Origin of the sequence: Mesorhizobium loti R88b, assembly GCF_013170845.1 — a bacterium.
Classification (GTDB): Bacteria; Pseudomonadota; Alphaproteobacteria; order Rhizobiales; family Rhizobiaceae; genus Mesorhizobium; species Mesorhizobium loti_B.
In genome coordinates, this window is the sequence record NZ_CP033367.1 from 3,108,105 (window position 1) to 3,126,029 (window position 17,925).

Consider the following 17,925-nt stretch of genomic DNA (forward strand, 5'->3'; position numbering starts at 1 on the left):
CGGTGTGACGTGACCACAGCCAAATCCAGTTGCCGCCGGCATTTTAGCCCAGCTTCACCTTCGGTTCGCGTGCCCAGAAGCGCAGCTCGCCGAGGCTGTCGACGAAGCCTGCGGCATCCTTCGCGGATGCCAGCGCAATGACCGCTTCATCCCTTGCAATGCCAGCCTTGTCCAACAGCGGTGCCGCTGCCTCGACGAAGCCGATGAACTTGCAATGCGCGAAGGCGTCGGCGACGAAGTCGCGGGCGGTGGATTCCTTCAGCAGATCGGCCATCGCAGGCTTTGCCGGCAGCAGCGCGACGGCGTCGTAGAGCACTGACGGCGCGCCTGCGATCATCTGCTGCGCGTCGATCCAGCTGCCGTCGCTCGCCTTGGCGCCGCCGACCTTCGGCGCGATGATCTCGAACTTCGCGCCGGCCTTGGTCAGCGCCTGCTTCAGACCATTGAGCAAAGCAGCGTCCGTGCCGTCGCTGACCACTATGCCGAGCTTGCGGCCCTCGAAACGGCCGGGGCCGTTCTTGAGGATGCTGAGCGCGTCGGACGCGGGAAGATCCTTGCGCGTCGGCACCGCCGCATCGGCGGGCTTCGGCATGGTCTTCAGGCCAAGTGCATCCGCCACCTTTGCCGCCAGCCCGTCATCGATGTTGAGAAGATGGGAAACGATGCGCTCGCGAATGACCGGGGTTTGCACCTTGCTCAGCTCGAAGGTCAGCGCGGCGGCGATATGGCCTTGCTCCACCGGCTGCTGGCTGATGTAGAACTGGCGTGCCTGGCTGTAGTGGTCGGCAAAGGTTTCCGACCGCAGCCGTGCCTTCGGTCCAGCCTCGACTTCGGCAAAGGAGCGGAACCCCTTGGCCGGGGATTCACGCGGGCCTTCTTCCCATGAATTTGGCTGGTAATTGGCGCGCCCGACCGGGTTGCGCATAGCCATGTGCCCATCCTGCTGGAAATTGTGGAAGGGGCATTTCGGCGCGTTGATCGGGATGTGGGTGAAGTTGGTGCTGCCCAGCCTTTTGATCTGCGTGTCGAGATAGGAGAAATTGCGGCCCTGCAGCAGCGGATCATTGGAGAAGTCGACGCCCGGCGGCACGTTCTGCGTCATGAACGCGACCTGCTCGGTCTCGGCGAAGAAATTGTCGGGCATGCGATCGAGTACCAGGCGGCCGACCGCGATCGGCGGCAATATCTCCTCGGGGATGAGTTTCGTCGGATCGAGGATGTCGAAGTCAAAACTGTCGGCGAAGGCCTGGTCGAAGAGCTGCAGCTGCAATTCCCATTCCGGAAAATTGCCGGCGTGGATCGCGTCCCAGAGGTCGCGGCGGTGGAAGTCGGGGTCGGCGCCGTTGATCTTGACCGCCTCGTTCCAGGCAACCGACTGCAGGCCGAGCTTGGGCTTCCAGAGAAACTTCACGAAGGTCGATTCATCCTTGGCGTTGAGCAGCCGGAAGGTATGGACGCCGAACCCTTCCATGAAGCGCAAGGAGCGTGGGATGGCGCGGTCGGACATCGCCCACATGATCATGTGCATGCTTTCAGGGGTGAGCGAAATGAAGTCCCAGAAATTGTCATGCGCGGTCTGCGCCTGCGGGAAGTCGCTGTTGGGCTCGGCCTTGGCGGCATGGATCAGGTCGGGAAACTTGATCGCATCCTGGATGAAGAACACCGGCATGTTGTTGCCGACAATGTCCCAATTGCCCTCCTGCGTGTACAGCTTCACGGCAAAGCCGCGCACGTCGCGCGCGAGGTCGGCGGAGCCCTTGTTGCCGGCGACGGTGGAGAAGCGCACGAAGGCCGGCGTCTTTTCAGCGGCGCGCTGGAAGATGTCGGCGCGGGTGTATTTGGCCAAAGATTCGTAGGTTTCGAAATAGCCGTGGGCACCATAGCCGCGGGCGTGGACGACACGCTCGGGAATGCGCTCATGATCGAAATGGAAGATCTTTTCGCGAAAGTGGAAGTCTTCGAGCACGGTCGGGCCACGGGCACCGACCTTGAGCGAGTTCTGGTCGTCCGAGACCGGTCCCCCCTGCGCGGTGGTCAGCACCGGCGTCGCGCCGGATGCGGTCTGGTGCAGTTCGCCGCCTTCGCCACGCTGCAGTTTCTGGTCGTGAAGGGTTGCGGCCGTTCCAGCCGGTTTGGATGCTTGCTTTGCCATGACGGAAATCCCCTGAGGTCAATGCGCGGTCTGCGCTGGTTCCCCAATCTCCGGGACGGCAATGCGTTCCTTGTCGAATCCAGACGATCAAAGAAGAGGGCCGCCCGTTTGCACGGGCGGCCCTCGATTCACCTCGACCGGAACCTCAGAGGTTCTTGTTGATCTTGGCAGCGGTCTTGTTCGTTGCGTCCTTGACGGCGGACTTTGCGTCGCCGACGGCCTTCTGGACCTTGCCCTTGGCTTCCTGCGCGGCGCCTTCGGCGCGCAGGCGATCATTGCCGACGGCCTTGCCGACGCCTTCCTTGGCTTTGCCTACGGCCTGATTGGCGAGACCCGAGGCCTTGTCGCTGGTGCTTCCCATGAGATTTTCCTTTTTGCGAAATTGCTTGCCTGACCGGCGAGGACCAACGTCGCTTTGTTTGGAAAGTTCCGATGCGTTTGAGAGCCAGCAAAACGAAAAGGCCCGCCACCGACGCGAATCGTGACGGGCCTTCTGGAGTACACCGGGCGTCCCACCGCCCGGCTGTATGGAAAACTTCACGGCGCGATGATCGTTCCATCACAACGGGAAGGGCGCCACCTCACAGGTGCGAGGTCGCGACCTCGCACCTGCTCGACAGGAATGCTCTCTTTAAATGCAGATCGAGGTGCAGCTACCGGCTGTACCGCCGAGAGCTTATCGCGCTTCAAAACCATCGGCTAGGCGTAGGTTTTCTTCACGCCCTGTTCCCATGTAAAATCAGGAGCAAGGGTTCGAAGGGGCGCATCCGGCGGTTACGGCCGACAGCTTTTCGCGCTTCAGAAGCGTTGGCCTGGCGTAGGTTTTCTTCATCGTGTGTTCCCTGCCAATCATTACCCGCATATTTCTGAAGTGGGGCAGGCGGCGGTCACCGTCGAAAGCCTGTCCCGTTTCACCAAAAGTGGCTTCTGGTAGGTCTTTTTCATGGAATGCCCCATTACCTGACAGTGCCAGAGGTAAACGCATGGGTGCGACCCTTGTCAAGCAATGGCTAAAATAAAAGAAACCCCGCCGGCTGGAGCCTGGCGGGGGGTTGATTGGAGGATCAACGGATCGAATGGGAGACGATCCGGATCAAAAACGCGCACGCCGCGCGGAAGTTCCGCTCCTTCGTGATCTCCTCGGTTCAGAGGTCCGAGCACTGCGAGAGCGGACATTGAAGCGCCGTCACCGACGAGATTTTCTGGCGCTTCAGTAGCGTCGGCTTCACGTAGTTTTTCTTCATATGCATTCCCCTTGCCCAAGTTTTCCGGCCGAGCTGACGCAGGGGGAGGGCGAATGTCAAAGCGTTTCGCGGCGTGGCGTTCGCGGCGCGTGCTATTTTAGCTTCTACTGATGCTAAAATCACGCATAGCCGGCGCAAAAGGCCGTGCGAGGCTCCGGCAAACTCTGTCGCCGCCTTCAGCGTTTCACACTCGGCGGTAACCATCGCCATGGCCAGCGCGTCCCGCTCCCGCTACAAGAAGGCGAGAGGGTTTGGGAAATGCTGGTTCGCGAAGGCGATCAACGGACAATCGATATCGACGTTCGCCTGGCGGCGCTGCTCGCGGCAGTGGCTGGCGCACTCAATGCGGCGGGTTTCCAGGCCACCGGTTTCTTCTCCGCCAACATGACCGGCAATGTGTCCGCTCTGTCGGATCACCTTGGCCTGGCGCAGTTCGGCCTGGCCGGACTGTTCTTGTCCCTGGTGATCGCTTTCATCGCCGGCGCCTTCGTTTCCGGCCTGCTGATCGAAGCGGGCCGAAACAGAGGCGTGAGGGCGATCTATGCCTACAGCATTACGCTCGAGGCCGGGATGCTGCTTGCCCTGGGTGTGGTCGACCTCTGGCTGCCGAGTGCCCAAAGCGGGTCGGCACTCGTGCTTGGCCTCAGCTTCGTGATGGGGCTGCAGAATGCGGCCACGACGCGCATATCCAATGCCCGCATCCGCACCACGCATGTCTCGGGAATGGCCACCGATATCGGCCTGGGCCTTGCCCTGTTGGCGAGCCATGCACCGCAGCGGGCCGATGTCAAAGCACGCCTTCGATTGCATCTCAGCACCATCCTGTCCTTCTTCATCGGCGGCGTCGGCGGTGTCATCATCTACCTGGCGATCGGCGGATGGCTGCTGCTGATCTGTGCCGGTCTTCTCTTCGTCATCGCCTTGCCCGAGGCCCGCCGGGCAAGGCGGGCGTAGAGGGGCGGCGACGCAATTCCGGACGGAAAACCGCCTAACACTTTTCCTGGAACTGCCCCTAAATCCGAGCCACGATCTTCGTTGCCATTGATTTCGGCACGTTGAGCAAAGCCAGTGCGGCGGCAACGTGACGGCTCCAGTGTTTTGGAATCTCGGCCGGCTTTCCAAAATCGTCGGCGCCGGTCAGGAGTCCCCGCGCCGCGTGGAACCCCAGGGCGCGATAGGCTTCGAACTGCTCCTCATTGAAAAACTGGTCGACGGTTGTTTCGTGCGGAAAGGTTGGATTGCGCCGCATATAGTCGAGGATGTAGTCGTTCTCATCACCGCTCAATGACGACTTGATATAGATCAGCACCCCCGGTTCGTCGTCGTCATCATACTGTATGACGCCAATGGCGGCGTGCGGGCCATGCGGGCCGGGCGGTCCCTTGGCACCATTTGGCTTGCTTGGGGTAACCGCAAGTGCGCCGGACTGGATCGTCTGCCATCCCAAATCGATTCTCACGCCAAGATCGATGCGAGCCATCACCTGCAGGCCCACCAGCGACGGAAACGTCAAGGCCGGGTCGGCCTCGGCGTCGACCGCGAGGATCACCTTGCAGCGCCGGCGAAGCAGCTCGTAAATGCCGAGGTTCTCGATGTGACCCCCATCCGTCAGGTAGACGTTGAGTTGTTTCTCGTCCAGAAACCCCGCTGTCTCCGTCGCAAAAAACCAGGTGCCGACATTGGCGATCGCCCTGTTCACCCGGTCCCTGAATGCCCCGATCCTGTAGGGGTTGGCCAACCAGTAGCCGAGGCGAATGTTGAGCAAGGAGAGGCTTGCGGTCAGAATCCTGACGGTGTTTCGGCCCATATTCGCCGACGCTGCGGCGCCCGACGTCGCCATTGCGGTGGCCAGGTGAGGTCCTTCACCGCGTCCTCGATCTCGGTGGATTTGACATAGCCGGTCGATTGGCTGCCGACATGGAGCGGGCTGAAAATGAAATTGTCGGCGTTGCGCCCGCGCTTGTTCAGCTCCTTTGAACCTTCGAGATTTATTGCGGCATTCGACAGAAGATAGGGCGAGAACGCAGCCCCCTCCTTCCAGACCTTTGTTGTCTCCCTGGTTGTCTCATCGGTTTTCTCATCGAATTGCTTCAACGATGAGAATTTCCACGTGTCGACATCCTCCGACGGCTGTTGGTTTATCGTCTTTCTTTGCATGAGAAAGGCGCGGCTGAGACGGTCTCGATAGAGCCTGTGGAGAGAGTTCGAATTCGGGCCGATCAGCAGGCAGATAAGTCCGAGAAGCAGAGCGACGCCCAGATATGTCGTGCCGATGGGGCCAAATCGCTGCAATGCCTCCGGTTGCCAGCCCGATCCGCAAAAGGTGACCGTCATCAACCAGTTCGGGGTTTTCACTCCGCACCAACCGGTTTCACCGCGAGTCGCCCAGTAGCTCAGATAAATATACGCAACCCACAACATGAACGGTACGATGACAGCGGCGAGATAGAGGAAAATGCGACTGGTGTTTTTCTTCAGCACGGCTCCCCAGGTCGAACCGAGCGAAGCCTCGGCGATCTTGGCCAGCTTCTGTGCCACGGATACGAGAACGGCGATCGTTGGGATCAGTGCTGTCGCAAGCGCCGGCAGGATATTTGCGAACGCCTCAAAGTAGTCATGGAATGGTCCTTTCGGATCGATCAGCTGTTGGTTCGCGGCTTTGCCGGCGCTGGAAATCATGCCTGAAAGCACCAGCGGCTGGAGGTCGATGACCGCCGAGGCGAACACCAAAGCGATCAGCACGCCAAGCGCCCGGCCAAGAATTTCCCGGCTCCTCAATGTGCCCGTATGATAGGTCAGCGATGTGTAGATCGCGCTGCCGAACATCAGCAATGCCGCCAGAGCACCCAGGACAACGGTGAGCGTAAAGTATTTCAGGCTGTCGTTGAGCATATGCATTTTATCGACGGCATAGCCGAGGAGATCCGGAGTCTCCAGCTCGGTAACGGTTGGATTGACCGCGACGGTGATGGCGGCAAGCAACAGGAGAGCCGGCAGGACGATCAGGGCATTGACCAGCAGGCCCCTCATCACGAGTGAAATGCTGACCAGATAGTCCCGGGCGCCTGCCGGAACCAGAAAGTTGGAGAAATCCCGCAAATGCTGCGTTTCCGGCGTCTCTTCTTCATCGAGCCGGCTTTCGAACGGGAATGAGTGGTCCTCCTGCATCATCCCGACGACGACGGACGTGCCGATATAGCCGCCTCCCGATACGGTCGAGAGGTAGTCGACGGCGTCAAGCGGGCGCGGATGGCCCGGCGGTGACAGGGACTCCAGGGCCTGCAGCACGCCGAGGCAGTAGCAGGCGGAGCGCTCGCCGCCGCCCGACAGGGCTATCCCGGTAAGGTTGCTGTTTTTTCTCGTCCTGACCGTGCCACGGCTCAGATCGGACCTTATGTTGTCGATCGCCGCATCTGCGCGTTCGACAAGAAAATGGCGAGCGGGCGCGCCGGCGGCCTGCGATCTTCGTTGGGCCACCTTGCCGCTGCGTATGGCCTTGCGACGAAAATTGACGACGTCCAGTTCTTCGCGAAAGATCTCATCAAAGGTCAGCGGCACGCTTGCTCTCCCCAGCGCGGTTCATCGTTCGCGGAACGCTGAACGTCGCCCTCTCTTTGTTTTGACGCAATCCCCGAAGGAAACCCGTTTCACGTCATTCCCGGAGCTGATCCAAGGACCGCACCCTGCGCCGCGGGAACATGCCTATGTCGTCAACTTGTGTCGCCAAGTGTCATGCCTGATCGCAGTCACGGAGGCATTTGAAGAAGCCTCCGCATCATGATCGTCACGATCGCCCGGGATGAGAAGGCGCCCTATGGGCGCGTTACCTATTTGGCCCGTGGTGACGTCGGGGCGGGCTGCAACCATTTCTCCCCTTTGCCAAGAGCACCCCAGGCCGCCATGGCAAGGAAGAGGGGCAGCAATGTGCTGCTTGACCCTGCCAAGGCAGGAATGGAAGCGGCCACGGTTCCCAGTGTCGATCCAGGCGCCGCACTCGAAAGAATGCTTGTAGCGGCGGCGCCGAGGATGCCGATTGCGCTCTTCTTGCCGTCAAGAAGATTTCCAATGGTCTGGCCCAGGGCACCATTCACCTGGCCAAGCGGCCGCGTGCCGGTGTCCGTTGAACCCTGGCCCGGGTTTTGAATGGCCTGCAGCAAGGCGATAATCTGATCGATATCGCTTGATGGAATCCCGGCGAGGTTCTGGCTTGCGCCGGATTGACCGCCCTGCAGGCCCTTGATGTCGGAAAGCAGTTTCTGCAGCGACAGCACTATGGTGGCTAGACTCTGATCTGGGGCCGACGGCACAGTTGGTCCTCCCTGAGGTTGTGGTGATTGCGGATCTGGCGCAGTCGGAGTTGGTGCCGGTTGCGGCGCGGCTGGTGAAACCGGCGCACCGGCGGCGGCCGCGGCGCGGATGGCGTTCTCGAAGTTCACCGCGTAGCCTGCGATATCACCCGCCCGGTCGCTGCTGACAATGCTTCGCGCGCCCGTATAGTCGCATCCGGCATTGTTGATGAAATCGGACAGTTTGCGGCCCGTCCAAATTCCTTCGACATGTCCTGTGACCGTCACTTCGGCATCAATGTCCGGGCGAGAGATCAGCAGCCCAGGATTGTTGACGAATGGCTGCTGAAAGCGCGTTTCCAGCTTTCGATAGTTGGCGAGCCAGGTGTTTTGCACGCGGCCCCGGCCAAAATAACTGACCCCGTTGACCGGTATGGCGTAGTTCACCCGGATCTTGCCTTCGTTGAAGAGCCTGGTCACCGCGGCGATCGCACCGTCGTCCGTGCTGGCAAAGCCTTCGCGGACCGGCACCATGCGCCGGCCCGTCTCATGATAGACGGTGGCCAGGATGTAGGCGAGCCAGCGATCGTCGCAGGACGGATAGAGCCGGTCGCGCACATTGAGCACGTCCTCCATCCCGGCAACCTGGGCCTTGCTGAGGGCGCCGCCAAACAGATCGTCTCGAATTTCGTTGTAGAACACGGCGCGGTTCATTGATGCTCCCCCTTGCGTTCCTGCGGCGGGCGTTGCCGGCTCAGGCTGATCACCGGTCGTCGGTGGCGGCGAGGCGTCGGGCTGGCCGGCGCCCGGCCAGTCAATGCCGGTTGAAAGTTCTTCAGGCGTGACATCGAGCTGGAAGTGCATGGTGTCTTTCGACGACCTGAAATTGCCGCCCCACGCAAAGACCCCCTGCTTCCCAACCGTGACGATGCCCAGGACCTCGTCAATCATCTGTGGCGTCATATCGGTATCAGCCCTGCCGAAACGAACATCGAGCGCGCGCTCGTCCTGGCTGGGCTTGTTGGAGAAGATAACCTGTCGCTTGTCGGGGGTCTTCTTGTAGGGATTTGTCTGCCAGTCGACATCGGCCGCGATGCCGTAGGCATGCAGGCTCGGTTTTGTTCCCCCGGTTATGGCCCGGTTGGCATAGGCGGCGGTGTCGCTCTTGCGGATCTGGTAGCTGTATTTGTCGAGGACCGCCTCAAGCGCCCGCCAGGCGTCGACGGATGGCGGAGCAACCCTGAGACGCGTTGGACCGAATGGCACCAACGCCATAATATTTTCCTGGCCAAGGTATTGGGCCCAGGCATCTCTCATTTGCTGCGTTGAATAGCGCAATTGTCCCCCCGCCTTGTTTGCGGCAAGCGAAACTTGCTTTTCTAATAATTTTCTAGCCCCTATTTTCAACAGTACAAAGCATATTTACAATTTGCAAGCTTGAATCCTGTTGTGTTATATGAATGATAACGCTGAAGATTATCCTTCCTATATTTCAAATTAACATCTAATGAATCAAGTTAATGGCGATGCCGTTGGAATATCGACTGGTTTCTTTCGACGTCTGACGCAAGTGGATGGCGAGGTTTCTTTCCCGCTTAATCCTTTCGATGCGAGAAGTGGATTGCTGCTTTGTTCCTGAAATTACTCGAAATATATAAGATTATTTCGATTAATTCTTATGTTTGCAGATAGCATGAGGCAAATGTAGATGGCTGGCACCAAGAGCAACACCTGGATCATGATGAGGAGGGGAAGACTATGGCCGATGGTGCAAAAGACGACACGAAGCCGCCGGCCGGGGCGTGGGGATCGCTCTGGTCCGCATTGCAATTCGTCACCAAGCTGGTGGCTACGCTTATCGCTGCGTTGGCTCTGATCGGATTCTTCGTGCCGCCGTTGGGAAAGCTGGTCAACGTCGTTTCCGCGTGGCGCTTTGGCGCGGCAGGCTATGTCTATTATGGGGTGCGGGTGGATGGCGAGCCCTCGGGGGGTGGCCAGCTCTACGTCTTGCGCTCAGGTCCGGTCAATTTCCGTGACATCAATTGGGGCGAACGACTACAAGCGGTCAGCGGCAAGGAATTCCGCGAGACTGCATCGCCGACCGGTCGGCAGATGTTTGAACTCAACAAGGGTGACTGTGTTGTCGTGCTCGGCAAGGGCGACGAAGTCACGGATCCCGAGCGGCTCAAAGGCGCCGCTTCGGGCGGCTGGCTCTATGTGGCGACGACTGCTTGCGGCCTGTTCAAATAGCGGCCTGGCAGAGCCCATCAATTGAATGATGCAAGGCGGCCGAGTTCAGCCGCGGCCGTCGGCAGCGATTGTCGAGTTGCCAGATCAGGATCATTTGCCGATGCCGCTGAAGGTCATCGCCGGTGTCGTTGAAGACAGTCCTGCGGCGGTGTTCCGTCAGTTTCGATCCGCCGGCTTCGAGCGCATCCTCGACACTGTCTCGCGCTCGGCGCGTTTGGAGCGCAGCGGCGGCAGGCCGCGGTCGATCAGGTCCATGTCTTCCAGCACCATGTCGCCCATGCGCTTGAAGGCGATGTCGAGCGCGCCGGCGCGGTGGGCGGAGCGCAGGAAGCCGGGGATGGTACGGACCGGATGATCCGGCGCCAGCGGCTCTTCGGGGAAGACGTCGCTGGCGGCGACGATGTGGCCGCTCTTCACCGCCGCCATCAGCGCGGGGAAGTCGACGACGCCGGCGCGGCTGAGCAGGATGAAGGCGGCGCCTTTGCGCATGCTTGCGAAAGCGTCCGCGCCGAGAAAGCCCTGGTTCTCGGAGGTCACCGAGGCGACGACGAAGACGAAGTCACTCGATGTCAGGACATCGTCAAGCGAGGCCGGCTCGACGCCATTGTCGATGAGGATCGACGGCGGCAGCCAGGGGTCGAAGACTTTTGTGCGGGTGCGGAAGCCCGACAGCAGCCGGTTCAGCGCGCGGCCGAGATCGCCGAAGCCGATGATGCCGACATCGGCGCCGGACAAGAGCCGCGCCGTCAGATTGCCGTCGCCGCCCCACAGCTCTTCGCCCTTGCGGAAGGCGAGGTCGGCATCGACGATGTTGCGGGCGAGGTTGAGTGCCATGGCAAGGCCAAGCTCGGCCACCGGCTCGGCGAAGACCAGGCCGGTGGTGACGACATGGATGCCGCGCGCAAACAGCGTCTCGTAGGGCATATTGTTGATGAGGTTGGTCTCGACATTGAAGACGCAGCGCAGCGCCGTCATGCTTGCCAGTGTCTCAGGCGAGATCGGCGGCTGGCCGATGATATAGCGGGCCTCACCGAGCACATCGGCCGGCAGTTTCGCCACGCCCTCGGCGGTCGTCTCGACAATGCGGTAATACGCCTTGAGGCGCGCCAGCTGCGGCGGCGTGAAGATCAGCTCGAGCGTGCGTGGTTCCGGCGCGCTGATGACCAGCGGCAAATCCTTGTTTGGCATGACGATTCCTCCCGGCGCGATGCTACAAGCGCGCTTTTGCTTTGCACATGTCGTTATCCCAAAATCGCTGTATAGTTTTCGGGCAGCATGTGGCTCGGCGGCTAAAATACCGCCGATGAACCGATTTACAACTGCGAAAAATCGATTTACTCATTTCACCAGCGGACAAAAGTGCTGATGTCCGCGCCTCGGGAGGAGGATCCATGGCGCATAGGCAGGACCAGCAGCGGCGTGCGTCGATCCATGACGTGGCAAGCCGCGCCGGCGTGTCGGCCGCCACCGTCTCCAAGGTCATGGCCGGCGTCACCACGGTAAAGCCCGAAAATGCCCAGCGCGTGCTCGATGCCATTGAGCAACTGGGCTACCGCGTCGATCCGCTGGCCTCCGACATGCGAAGGGCCAAGCGCCGCATCATCGGCGCCATCATGCCGGAATTCGAAAGCGAATTCTTTGGCCAGATGGTCACCCAGCTCGAAAGCCTGGCCGAGCAGCGCGGCTACACGCTGGTAGCGGCGTCGAGCCGTGAATCGGAAGCGCGCGAAACGGAGATCCTGGCCCGCATGCATGACTGGCGGGTTGCCGGCGTCGTGCTGGCGCCAGTGCGCAACGAGCATGGCCCGGCGGCCGACTTCATGAAAGCCAATGGCATGACCGGCGTGCTGATCGACCGCGTTCTGTCGGACGACGCCTTCGACACCGTGTCGGCCGACAGTGCCGCCGCCAGCGCCGAGGTGGCGCGCGAATTGATTGGCAAGGGCCATCGCCACATACTGGTCGTTGGCCTCGGCGAGCAGGCGGCCACCGTGCGCGCCCGCCTCGACGGATTTCGTACCACGGCGCTGAAACTGGCGCCGGACGTGCGCATCGATGTCGTGCTGGCCGAAACCGATGTCGAGCCGCTGCGGGCGCAGCTGCGCGACTATTTTGACAGGGTTGAAGGCAAGGGCGCCAAAGGGGGGCAGCGCCCAACGGCGGTCTATTCGCTGTTCCTCAAGGGCACGCTGGTGGCGCTGTCGGAATTCCGCCGCCGCGGTTGGCATTGCCCCAACGATATCTCGCTGGTCGGCTTCGACGATGCCGAATGGATGCAGGTGACATGGCCGGCCATCGCCGCTGTGGTGCAGCCGGTGCGCCAGATCGCCGGCCACGCCATGGAGGCCCTGTTTGCCAGGATTGAAGGTGGGGAGGGGCCGCCGAGAGCGCGGCTCGAGCCTTGCCAGGTTTTGATGCGGGAATCCGTTGGCTCGCCAGGCAACGGCCCGCATTCCGGGGGAGGAAACCGACAATAGCCCCCATTGTCGACAACCAGCGCTGCACCTGGCCTCGGCTCGCGGCGTGACACCAACCGGAGGATCAAGAAAAATGCCAGCTTTCATCCCGAAGATAAATCGATTTACTCTTGCTTTTGGCGTCGCCATGGCGCTTTGCGCGGCGACTTCGGCCAAGGCCGACGATGCCGAATACGGTGTGCTGATGAAGACGCTGGCCAATCCGTTCTGGGGCGCGATGAGCCAGGGCGTCGAGGCCGGTGCCAAGGGCGCTGGCGTGAAGATCTTCGAGCAGGCGGCCGAGAGCGACCAGGCGGCCGAGCCGCAGCTCAACCTTTGCAACACCATGCTGGAGCGCAAGCCGGCGGCGATGATCACGGCGGCCATCAACTCGACCAACCTTTTGCCGTGCCTGAAGGTGGCGCAGGAGGCCGGCGTCAAGATCGTCGACCTCGACAACAATCTCGACCAGGCGGTGCTCGACAAGGAAGGCATCAAGGTCACCTTCCACATCGGCTCCGACAACAATGCCGCCGGCGCGCAAGGTGCGGAGTATCTCGTCTCCAAGCTCGGCAAGGACGCCAAGGGTCCGGTGCTGGTGATCGAGGGCCTGTCGGGCAACATCACCGGCGAGAAACGCGCCAAGGGCTTTGCCGACAAGTTGAAGGAACTGGCGCCGGGGCTAGAAATCGTCGCCTCGCTGCCGGGTGACTGGGATCGCGGCAAGGCGGCCTCGATCGCCACCGACACGCTGACGGCGCATCCCGACCTCGTCGCCATCTTCTGCGCCAATGACGGCATGGCGCTGGGCGCGGTGGAATCCGTCTACGCCGCCGGCAAGGGTCCGCAGGTGACGATCATCGGCGTCGACGGCAATTCGGACGCCGTGAAGTCGATCAAGGAAGGCCGCCTGAACGCCTCGGTGGCGCAGCTGCCCTATCTCGTCGGCAAGCAGGCGGTCGAAAACGTCAAGAAGGCGCTGGCCGGCGAGAAAGTCGAAGACAGCATCGCCGTGCCGACCCTGGTGCTGACCAAAGAGGTCATCGACGCCGGCAAGGAGCCGATGCTGGAATATGTGAAGTAGTCCCTCCCAGGACTGGGGATCCTTCCCCGAGGGCTGGCGCGGGATGCCGCGCCAGCCAACCTCTTAAAGGTGAAAAAAGATGGCTTCTGAAATGGCGCAGCCCGGTCTCTGGGCACGGGTGCAACGCGCAGCCGTCGAACGGCTTCACATCAGGCTGGAATCGTTGCTGGTGCTGGTGGCGCTCAGTGCTGTCATGGCGGTGCTGTCGCCGTACTTCCTGTCGTTCAGCAATTTCCTCAACATCCTGCTCGCCACCTCGACGATCGGGGTGCTGGCGATCGCCGCCACCTTCGTCATCGGCTCGGGCGGGCTCGATCTGTCGCTGGGTTCGGTGATGGGCCTGTCCGGCGTCGCCGGCGCTTTCGTCGCCGTCAATCTTGGCTGGTGGTCGCCGCTGGCGGTTGTCGCCTGCATCATCGCCGGTGGCATTGCCGGCTATATCAACGGGCAGTTGGTGACGCGCGCGTTCGTGCCGGCCTTCATCGTCACGCTCGGCATGCTGGGTCTGGCCCGCGGGCTGGCGCTGGTGATCTCGCAGGGCAGGGCGATCTACGGCCTGCCGCCCGAGATCGTCTATATCGGCCAGGGCCGTCCGTTCGGCGTGCCGATGCCGGTCATCCTTCTGGTGCTGACGGCCATCGTCGCGCACTGCCTGCTCGCTTACACGCGCTTTGGCCGCCACACGCTGGCGGTGGGTGACAGCGAGGGGGCTGCGCGCGCCGCCGGCATCCGCGTCGAGCATCACCGCCGCATCATCTACACGCTATCGGGCGCGCTTGCCGGTCTCGCCGGCCTGCTGTTTACGGCCCGCGTCAATGCCGGCGACCCGACGGCCGGCATCAATTACGAGCTCACCGCGATCACCGCGGCGATCATCGGCGGCACCAATCTGTTCGGCGGCCGCGCCTCGATCCTCGGCACCATGATCGGCGCGCTGATCATGGGCGTGCTGCAGAACGGGCTGACACTGCTCGCCGTCCAATCCTACTACCAGCAGATGGCGATCGGCGCCGTGCTGATCCTGGCGGTCTTCATCGACCAGTACCAGGTGCGCAAGGAGTCACGCGTATGACCCTCCTTAGCCTGCAAGGCATCCGCAAGAGCTTCGGCGCCGTCGACGTGCTGCATGGCGTCGACCTCTCGGTCGAGGCCGGGGAAGTGATCGGACTGGTCGGCGACAATGGCGCCGGCAAGTCGACGCTGATGAAGACCATCACCGGCATCTACCGCGCCGATGCCGGCTCCATCCAGCTCGACGGCCGGGACATCCTGCCGCTCGATCCCGGCCAGCGGCGAAGGCTCGGCATCGAGATGATCTACCAGGACCTGTCGCTGGCCAAGCAGCAGGATGTGGCCGCCAACATCTTCCTCGGCCGCGAGCCGGTGAAGAAACTGTTCGGCTTCATTCCCGGCTTTGTCGACAAGGCGCAGATGGATCGTGAGGCGACGAAGATGATCGAGCGGCTGGGCGCACACCTGCCGTCGATCAACCGCTCGGTCGGCTCGTTCTCGGGCGGCCAGCAGCAAACGGTGGCGATCGCGCGTGCGCTGACCTTCAACCCGAAGCTCGTCATCATGGACGAGCCGACGGCTGCTCTTGCCGTGCGCGAGGTGCAGAGCGTGCTCGACCTCATCCGCCGGCTGAAGTCGGAAGGCATCGCCGTCATCCTGATCTCGCATCGGCTAAACGACGTGCTGGCGGTCACCGACCGCATCGTGGTGCTGCGCCACGGCCGCGCCGAGGCCAATCTCGTGACCGCGAAAACCAACATGAACGAAGTCGTCGGCCGCATCGTCGGCGGCGGCGACACCAGCGCCGCGGCGGCGCACGAACAGAGAGGCTGAACGATGAATATTTTTGGACTGCATACGTTTGCGATTGCCCCGGTCTGGGACCTCGACCTGATCGAGCCGCAGATGGAGCGGCTGAAGGGGCTGGGCATCGGCCTGCTGGAAATTCCGCTGCTACGTCCAGAGGAGATCGACACCAAGCGTACGCGCGCCTTCGCGGAACGCTGGAATGTCGAGCTTATTCCGTCGCTTGGCCTGCCGGCTTCACTCGATGTGGTGGCGCGGCCGGACGAGGCGCTGGCCTTTCTCGAACCGGCCTTCGGCGTGTGCCAAGCGGTCGGCAGTGCGGCGCTTGGCGGCGTCACCTATGGCACGATCGGCAAGACGTCCGGCCGCGCGCCGACGGAAGAAGAGATCGACGGCATGTGCCGGTTCCTGGTGCGCGCCGCCAAGGCCGCCAAGGCGCATGGGCTGAGGCTCGGCATCGAGCCCTGCAACCGCTACGAGACGCACCTGATCAATCGCGGCGTCGACGCCACTGATATCATCGAACGCGTCGGCGCCGACAATATCTTCATCCATCTCGACACCTATCACATGCATATCGAGGAGGAGAGTTTCGAGGCCGGCTTCCGGGCGGCGGCGCCCTATCTCGGCTACGTTCATGTCTCGGAAGCCAATCGCGGCGTGCCCGGACGCGGCATGCTCAACTGGGCGGCCTGCATGAAGGCGATCGCCGATATCGGCTACACCGGCGCCATCACGCTGGAAAGCATGAACCATGTCGATGTCGACATTGCTGGCGGCTTGGCGGTGTGGCGGCCGGTGGCGGAGAACCCGGACGATGTGATCGGTGTGGGGTTGCCGTTCGTGCGCGAGGCGGCGCGGAAGGCCGGGCTGCAGCTGGGGTGAGGGGGGTGGTGGGCTTCTTCGCCCCGCTCTGCGCTACGGCAGGCACATTCCAAGCAGTTGGTCTTTGGCGATAGCTTGCATAGGAGCTTGGCGCATGCATTGTCTTATGCCGCGATGGTCGACCCCCACTCCGTCGAGCTTCGCTCGACACCTCTCCCCCGATCGACGGGGTAGAGGAAAGGCGCCAGGTTTTTTGCCGTCAACGCTCGTCCAACAAAGCTCCCTTCCTTTCCCTCCGGAGGGGGGAAAGGTGGCGCTGCGAAGCAGCGACGGATTGGGGGAACCACATGGCGATCGAGCCTCGGGTCGATCGGTCACGCCAGTCACAGAAGATGTGTGCATAGCGTTGCCCATCTCATGGCGGGCGAGGACCTAGATCCTGCGGGGCCGGCATCCAGAGATAAGGCGAGCGCTTCCTTTCTCCCCGGGGAAAGGAGAAGGGAAGACGCCTCTGCCTTCGATAGCGAGAGAGAGTGGGAGGACCCTCATGCCATTCCGGGCTCCCGCCGCAGTCCCAAATGGCGTACCTTGCGGCCGATGATCATCAGCTGACGCGCCGTGTTGTTGCGCAGGCGCCGCACGCGCCATTCCAGTCCGGTTTCGATGGTGATCTGCTTGGCGTAGATGCTCACGCGCATGCCTTCCTCATCCGAAGCGACCTTGATCGGGTCGTCGTAGAAGGCGTTGATCTTGTCTGCTGTCATCCCCGGCGTTTCGAGCCATTGCGGAATGTGGACCGTGCTGAGTTGATCGATATCGGTCATCACCCGGCCGATGCCGATGCCCGGCGTCGGGCATGTCGTCCAGAACGCGTCACCGACGAAGACGACGCCGTCGCGGCGATGGCCTTGCGTTTTGGCCAGACTGACCTGCCTGACGTCGACGGGACCTGCTATCTCGAAGTTGCCGCACTGCGCCGCGATTTCGGGCATCAGTTCACAGAGCATCTTCTGCGGCGCCTCGCGAAACGCCTTCGTCCAGGATTCGGCCAGGTTGCGATAGAGGAATACGTTCGCCCGCATCTTGTTGCCGATGGGAAAGACGCTGATGTAGGCGATGCGGTCCGCGGCACGCTTGCCGTAGGAGGTCACGGCCTCATAGGGGCAGTCCTCCCGCGATATTGCGAGGTCGAACCCCATCGCCATCGAATGCGCCTTCGACAGCTCGATGCGCTCGACGCCGATGGCGCGCCGTATCGCTTCACTGTAGCCGGTGGCCACCACCAGCAGGCGTGCATCGATGACGGTACCGTCGACCAGCACCAGACGCTGCCGGTCCGGTCCGGTCGAGACCTCGGCGACCTTGCCGACCGTCAACGGCACTTGCGGCGGCAACGCATCGCGCAGGCCGTTAATCAGCGCGCCATAGGAAAAGGCGTATTCCCACTTGTGTTCCCGTGCGAACAACTGGCCGAGACGGAAGACATGGATGTCGTTCATCGGGGTGACGAGAGGCATGATCGTCTTGTCGAGACCGAGTTTCTCGAACTGTCGCATCTGGCTCATGCCGATCTTCTCGGCCCGGAACTCCTCGTGGTGGATGCGGTGCGGATCGATCAGCGCCACCTTGCGGCCGGCGTTTCCCAACACCATTGCCAGGGTGGTGCCGGCCATTCCGGCGCCAATGATCGCCACGTCCACTTCGGCCGGGCCAGCCGCGGCGATAGTCATGTCTCTACCCTTTCCGCTGGTCATGGTTTTTCTCCACAATCTGTGGTGGAAAATATCTTCCAGCCCTTTATCAACCTCAA

Annotated in this window: 16 protein-coding genes; 7 read left to right on the forward strand and 9 right to left on the reverse strand. The window is 61.8% G+C overall.

Annotation, left to right across the window (positions count from 1 at the left end; all coding sequences use genetic code 11):
- Positions 1-43: 43 nt before the first annotated feature.
- From EB235_RS15235 to EB235_RS15250, 4 genes are all read right to left on the reverse strand, one after another.
- Positions 44-2,152, reverse strand: coding sequence for a catalase (locus EB235_RS15235; RefSeq protein ID WP_027030178.1), 2,109 nt, complete (start codon positions 2,150-2,152; stop codon positions 44-46).
- 145 nt (positions 2,153-2,297) lie between these two features.
- On the reverse strand, positions 2,298-2,513 hold the full coding sequence (locus EB235_RS15240) for a CsbD family protein (RefSeq protein ID WP_027030177.1): 216 nt from the start codon (positions 2,511-2,513) through the stop codon (positions 2,298-2,300).
- Positions 2,514-2,891: 378 nt separating this feature from the next.
- Complete coding sequence (locus EB235_RS34755; RefSeq protein ID WP_155256364.1) at positions 2,892-3,137, reverse strand: hypothetical protein; 246 nt, start codon at positions 3,135-3,137, stop codon at positions 2,892-2,894.
- 160 nt (positions 3,138-3,297) lie between these two features.
- Positions 3,298-3,606 (reverse strand): hypothetical protein, encoded by a 309-nt coding sequence (locus EB235_RS15250; protein ID WP_027030176.1) that lies wholly within the window; start codon positions 3,604-3,606, stop codon positions 3,298-3,300.
- A gap of 48 nt (positions 3,607-3,654) precedes the next feature.
- On the opposite strand from EB235_RS15250, the gene EB235_RS15255 reads away from it, so the two are divergent.
- Positions 3,655-4,350, forward strand: a complete 696-nt coding sequence (locus EB235_RS15255; RefSeq protein WP_032925477.1) for a YoaK family protein — start codon at positions 3,655-3,657, stop codon at positions 4,348-4,350.
- Between the two features lie 58 nt (positions 4,351-4,408).
- Here the strand turns inward: EB235_RS15255 and EB235_RS15260 are convergent, their stop codons facing one another.
- From EB235_RS15260 to EB235_RS15270, 3 genes are all read right to left on the reverse strand, one after another.
- Positions 4,409-5,236 carry a hypothetical protein gene (locus EB235_RS15260; RefSeq protein WP_155256363.1) on the reverse strand — a complete coding sequence of 276 codons (828 nt, stop codon included), beginning with the start codon at positions 5,234-5,236 and terminating at the stop codon, positions 4,409-4,411.
- On the reverse strand, positions 5,176-6,954 hold the full coding sequence (locus EB235_RS15265; protein WP_027030174.1) for a patatin-like phospholipase family protein: 1,779 nt from the start codon (positions 6,952-6,954) through the stop codon (positions 5,176-5,178). The genes EB235_RS15260 and EB235_RS15265 overlap by 61 nt, the downstream gene beginning before the upstream one ends.
- Before the next feature lie 269 nt (positions 6,955-7,223).
- Positions 7,224-9,020 carry a M15 family metallopeptidase gene (locus tag EB235_RS15270; protein WP_155256359.1) on the reverse strand — a complete coding sequence of 599 codons (1,797 nt, stop codon included), beginning with the start codon at positions 9,018-9,020 and terminating at the stop codon, positions 7,224-7,226.
- A gap of 420 nt (positions 9,021-9,440) precedes the next feature.
- Here EB235_RS15270 and EB235_RS15275 point away from each other — a divergent pair, with 420 nt between their 5' ends.
- Positions 9,441-9,932, forward strand: coding sequence for a hypothetical protein (locus EB235_RS15275; RefSeq protein WP_027030173.1), 492 nt, complete (start codon positions 9,441-9,443; stop codon positions 9,930-9,932).
- Positions 9,933-10,088: 156 nt separating this feature from the next.
- Here EB235_RS15275 and EB235_RS15280 read toward each other — a convergent pair whose 3' ends face one another.
- A complete protein-coding gene (locus EB235_RS15280) occupies positions 10,089-11,120 on the reverse strand; it encodes a hydroxyacid dehydrogenase (protein WP_027030172.1) in 1,032 nt (343 codons plus the stop codon).
- Between the two features lie 203 nt (positions 11,121-11,323).
- Between EB235_RS15280 and EB235_RS15285 the strand changes: the two genes are divergently transcribed.
- The 5 genes from EB235_RS15285 (at position 11,324) to EB235_RS15305 (ending at position 16,175) form a co-directional block, all read left to right on the forward strand.
- Complete coding sequence (locus EB235_RS15285) at positions 11,324-12,409, forward strand: LacI family DNA-binding transcriptional regulator (RefSeq protein ID WP_027030171.1); 1,086 nt, start codon at positions 11,324-11,326, stop codon at positions 12,407-12,409.
- A 73-nt stretch (positions 12,410-12,482) separates the two neighbouring features.
- The gene (locus tag EB235_RS15290; protein ID WP_032925476.1) at positions 12,483-13,472 is read left to right on the forward strand and encodes a sugar ABC transporter substrate-binding protein; all 990 of its coding nucleotides are present in this window, start codon (positions 12,483-12,485) and stop codon (positions 13,470-13,472) included.
- 79 nt (positions 13,473-13,551) lie between these two features.
- On the forward strand, positions 13,552-14,544 hold the full coding sequence (locus EB235_RS15295; protein WP_027030169.1) for an ABC transporter permease: 993 nt from the start codon (positions 13,552-13,554) through the stop codon (positions 14,542-14,544).
- Complete coding sequence (locus tag EB235_RS15300; RefSeq protein WP_027030168.1) at positions 14,541-15,317, forward strand: ATP-binding cassette domain-containing protein; 777 nt, start codon at positions 14,541-14,543, stop codon at positions 15,315-15,317. The genes EB235_RS15295 and EB235_RS15300 overlap by 4 nt, the downstream gene beginning before the upstream one ends.
- Before the next feature lie 3 nt (positions 15,318-15,320).
- Positions 15,321-16,175 (forward strand): sugar phosphate isomerase/epimerase family protein, encoded by an 855-nt coding sequence (locus tag EB235_RS15305; RefSeq protein WP_027030167.1) that lies wholly within the window; start codon positions 15,321-15,323, stop codon positions 16,173-16,175.
- A 485-nt stretch (positions 16,176-16,660) separates the two neighbouring features.
- Here EB235_RS15305 and EB235_RS15310 read toward each other — a convergent pair whose 3' ends face one another.
- Positions 16,661-17,869 carry an FAD-dependent oxidoreductase gene (locus EB235_RS15310; protein WP_027030166.1) on the reverse strand — a complete coding sequence of 403 codons (1,209 nt, stop codon included), beginning with the start codon at positions 17,867-17,869 and terminating at the stop codon, positions 16,661-16,663.
- Between the last annotated feature and the right edge of the window lie 56 nt (positions 17,870-17,925).

Bases quoted from the DNA above. Each gene is read 5' to 3' on its own strand.
- EB235_RS15235 (WP_027030178.1), bottom strand. From the start codon at position 2,152: ATGGCAAAGCAAGCATCCAAACCGGCTGGAACGGCCGCAACCCTTCAC.
- EB235_RS15240 (WP_027030177.1), bottom strand. From the start codon at position 2,513: ATGGGAAGCACCAGCGACAAGGCCTCGGGTCTCGCCAATCAGGCCGTA.
- EB235_RS34755 (WP_155256364.1), bottom strand. From the start codon at position 3,137: ATGCGTTTACCTCTGGCACTGTCAGGTAATGGGGCATTCCATGAAAAA.
- EB235_RS15250 (WP_027030176.1), bottom strand. From the start codon at position 3,606: ATGGCGATGGTTACCGCCGAGTGTGAAACGCTGAAGGCGGCGACAGAG.
- EB235_RS15255 (WP_032925477.1), top strand. From the start codon at position 3,655: ATGCTGGTTCGCGAAGGCGATCAACGGACAATCGATATCGACGTTCGC.
- EB235_RS15260 (WP_155256363.1), bottom strand. From the start codon at position 5,236: ATGGCGACGTCGGGCGCCGCAGCGTCGGCGAATATGGGCCGAAACACC.
- EB235_RS15275 (WP_027030173.1), top strand. From the start codon at position 9,441: ATGGCCGATGGTGCAAAAGACGACACGAAGCCGCCGGCCGGGGCGTGG.
- EB235_RS15280 (WP_027030172.1), bottom strand. From the start codon at position 11,120: ATGCCAAACAAGGATTTGCCGCTGGTCATCAGCGCGCCGGAACCACGC.
- EB235_RS15285 (WP_027030171.1), top strand. From the start codon at position 11,324: ATGGCGCATAGGCAGGACCAGCAGCGGCGTGCGTCGATCCATGACGTG.
- EB235_RS15290 (WP_032925476.1), top strand. From the start codon at position 12,483: ATGCCAGCTTTCATCCCGAAGATAAATCGATTTACTCTTGCTTTTGGC.
- EB235_RS15295 (WP_027030169.1), top strand. From the start codon at position 13,552: ATGGCTTCTGAAATGGCGCAGCCCGGTCTCTGGGCACGGGTGCAACGC.
- EB235_RS15300 (WP_027030168.1), top strand. From the start codon at position 14,541: ATGACCCTCCTTAGCCTGCAAGGCATCCGCAAGAGCTTCGGCGCCGTC.
- EB235_RS15305 (WP_027030167.1), top strand. From the start codon at position 15,321: ATGAATATTTTTGGACTGCATACGTTTGCGATTGCCCCGGTCTGGGAC.
- EB235_RS15310 (WP_027030166.1), bottom strand. From the start codon at position 17,869: ATGACCAGCGGAAAGGGTAGAGACATGACTATCGCCGCGGCTGGCCCG.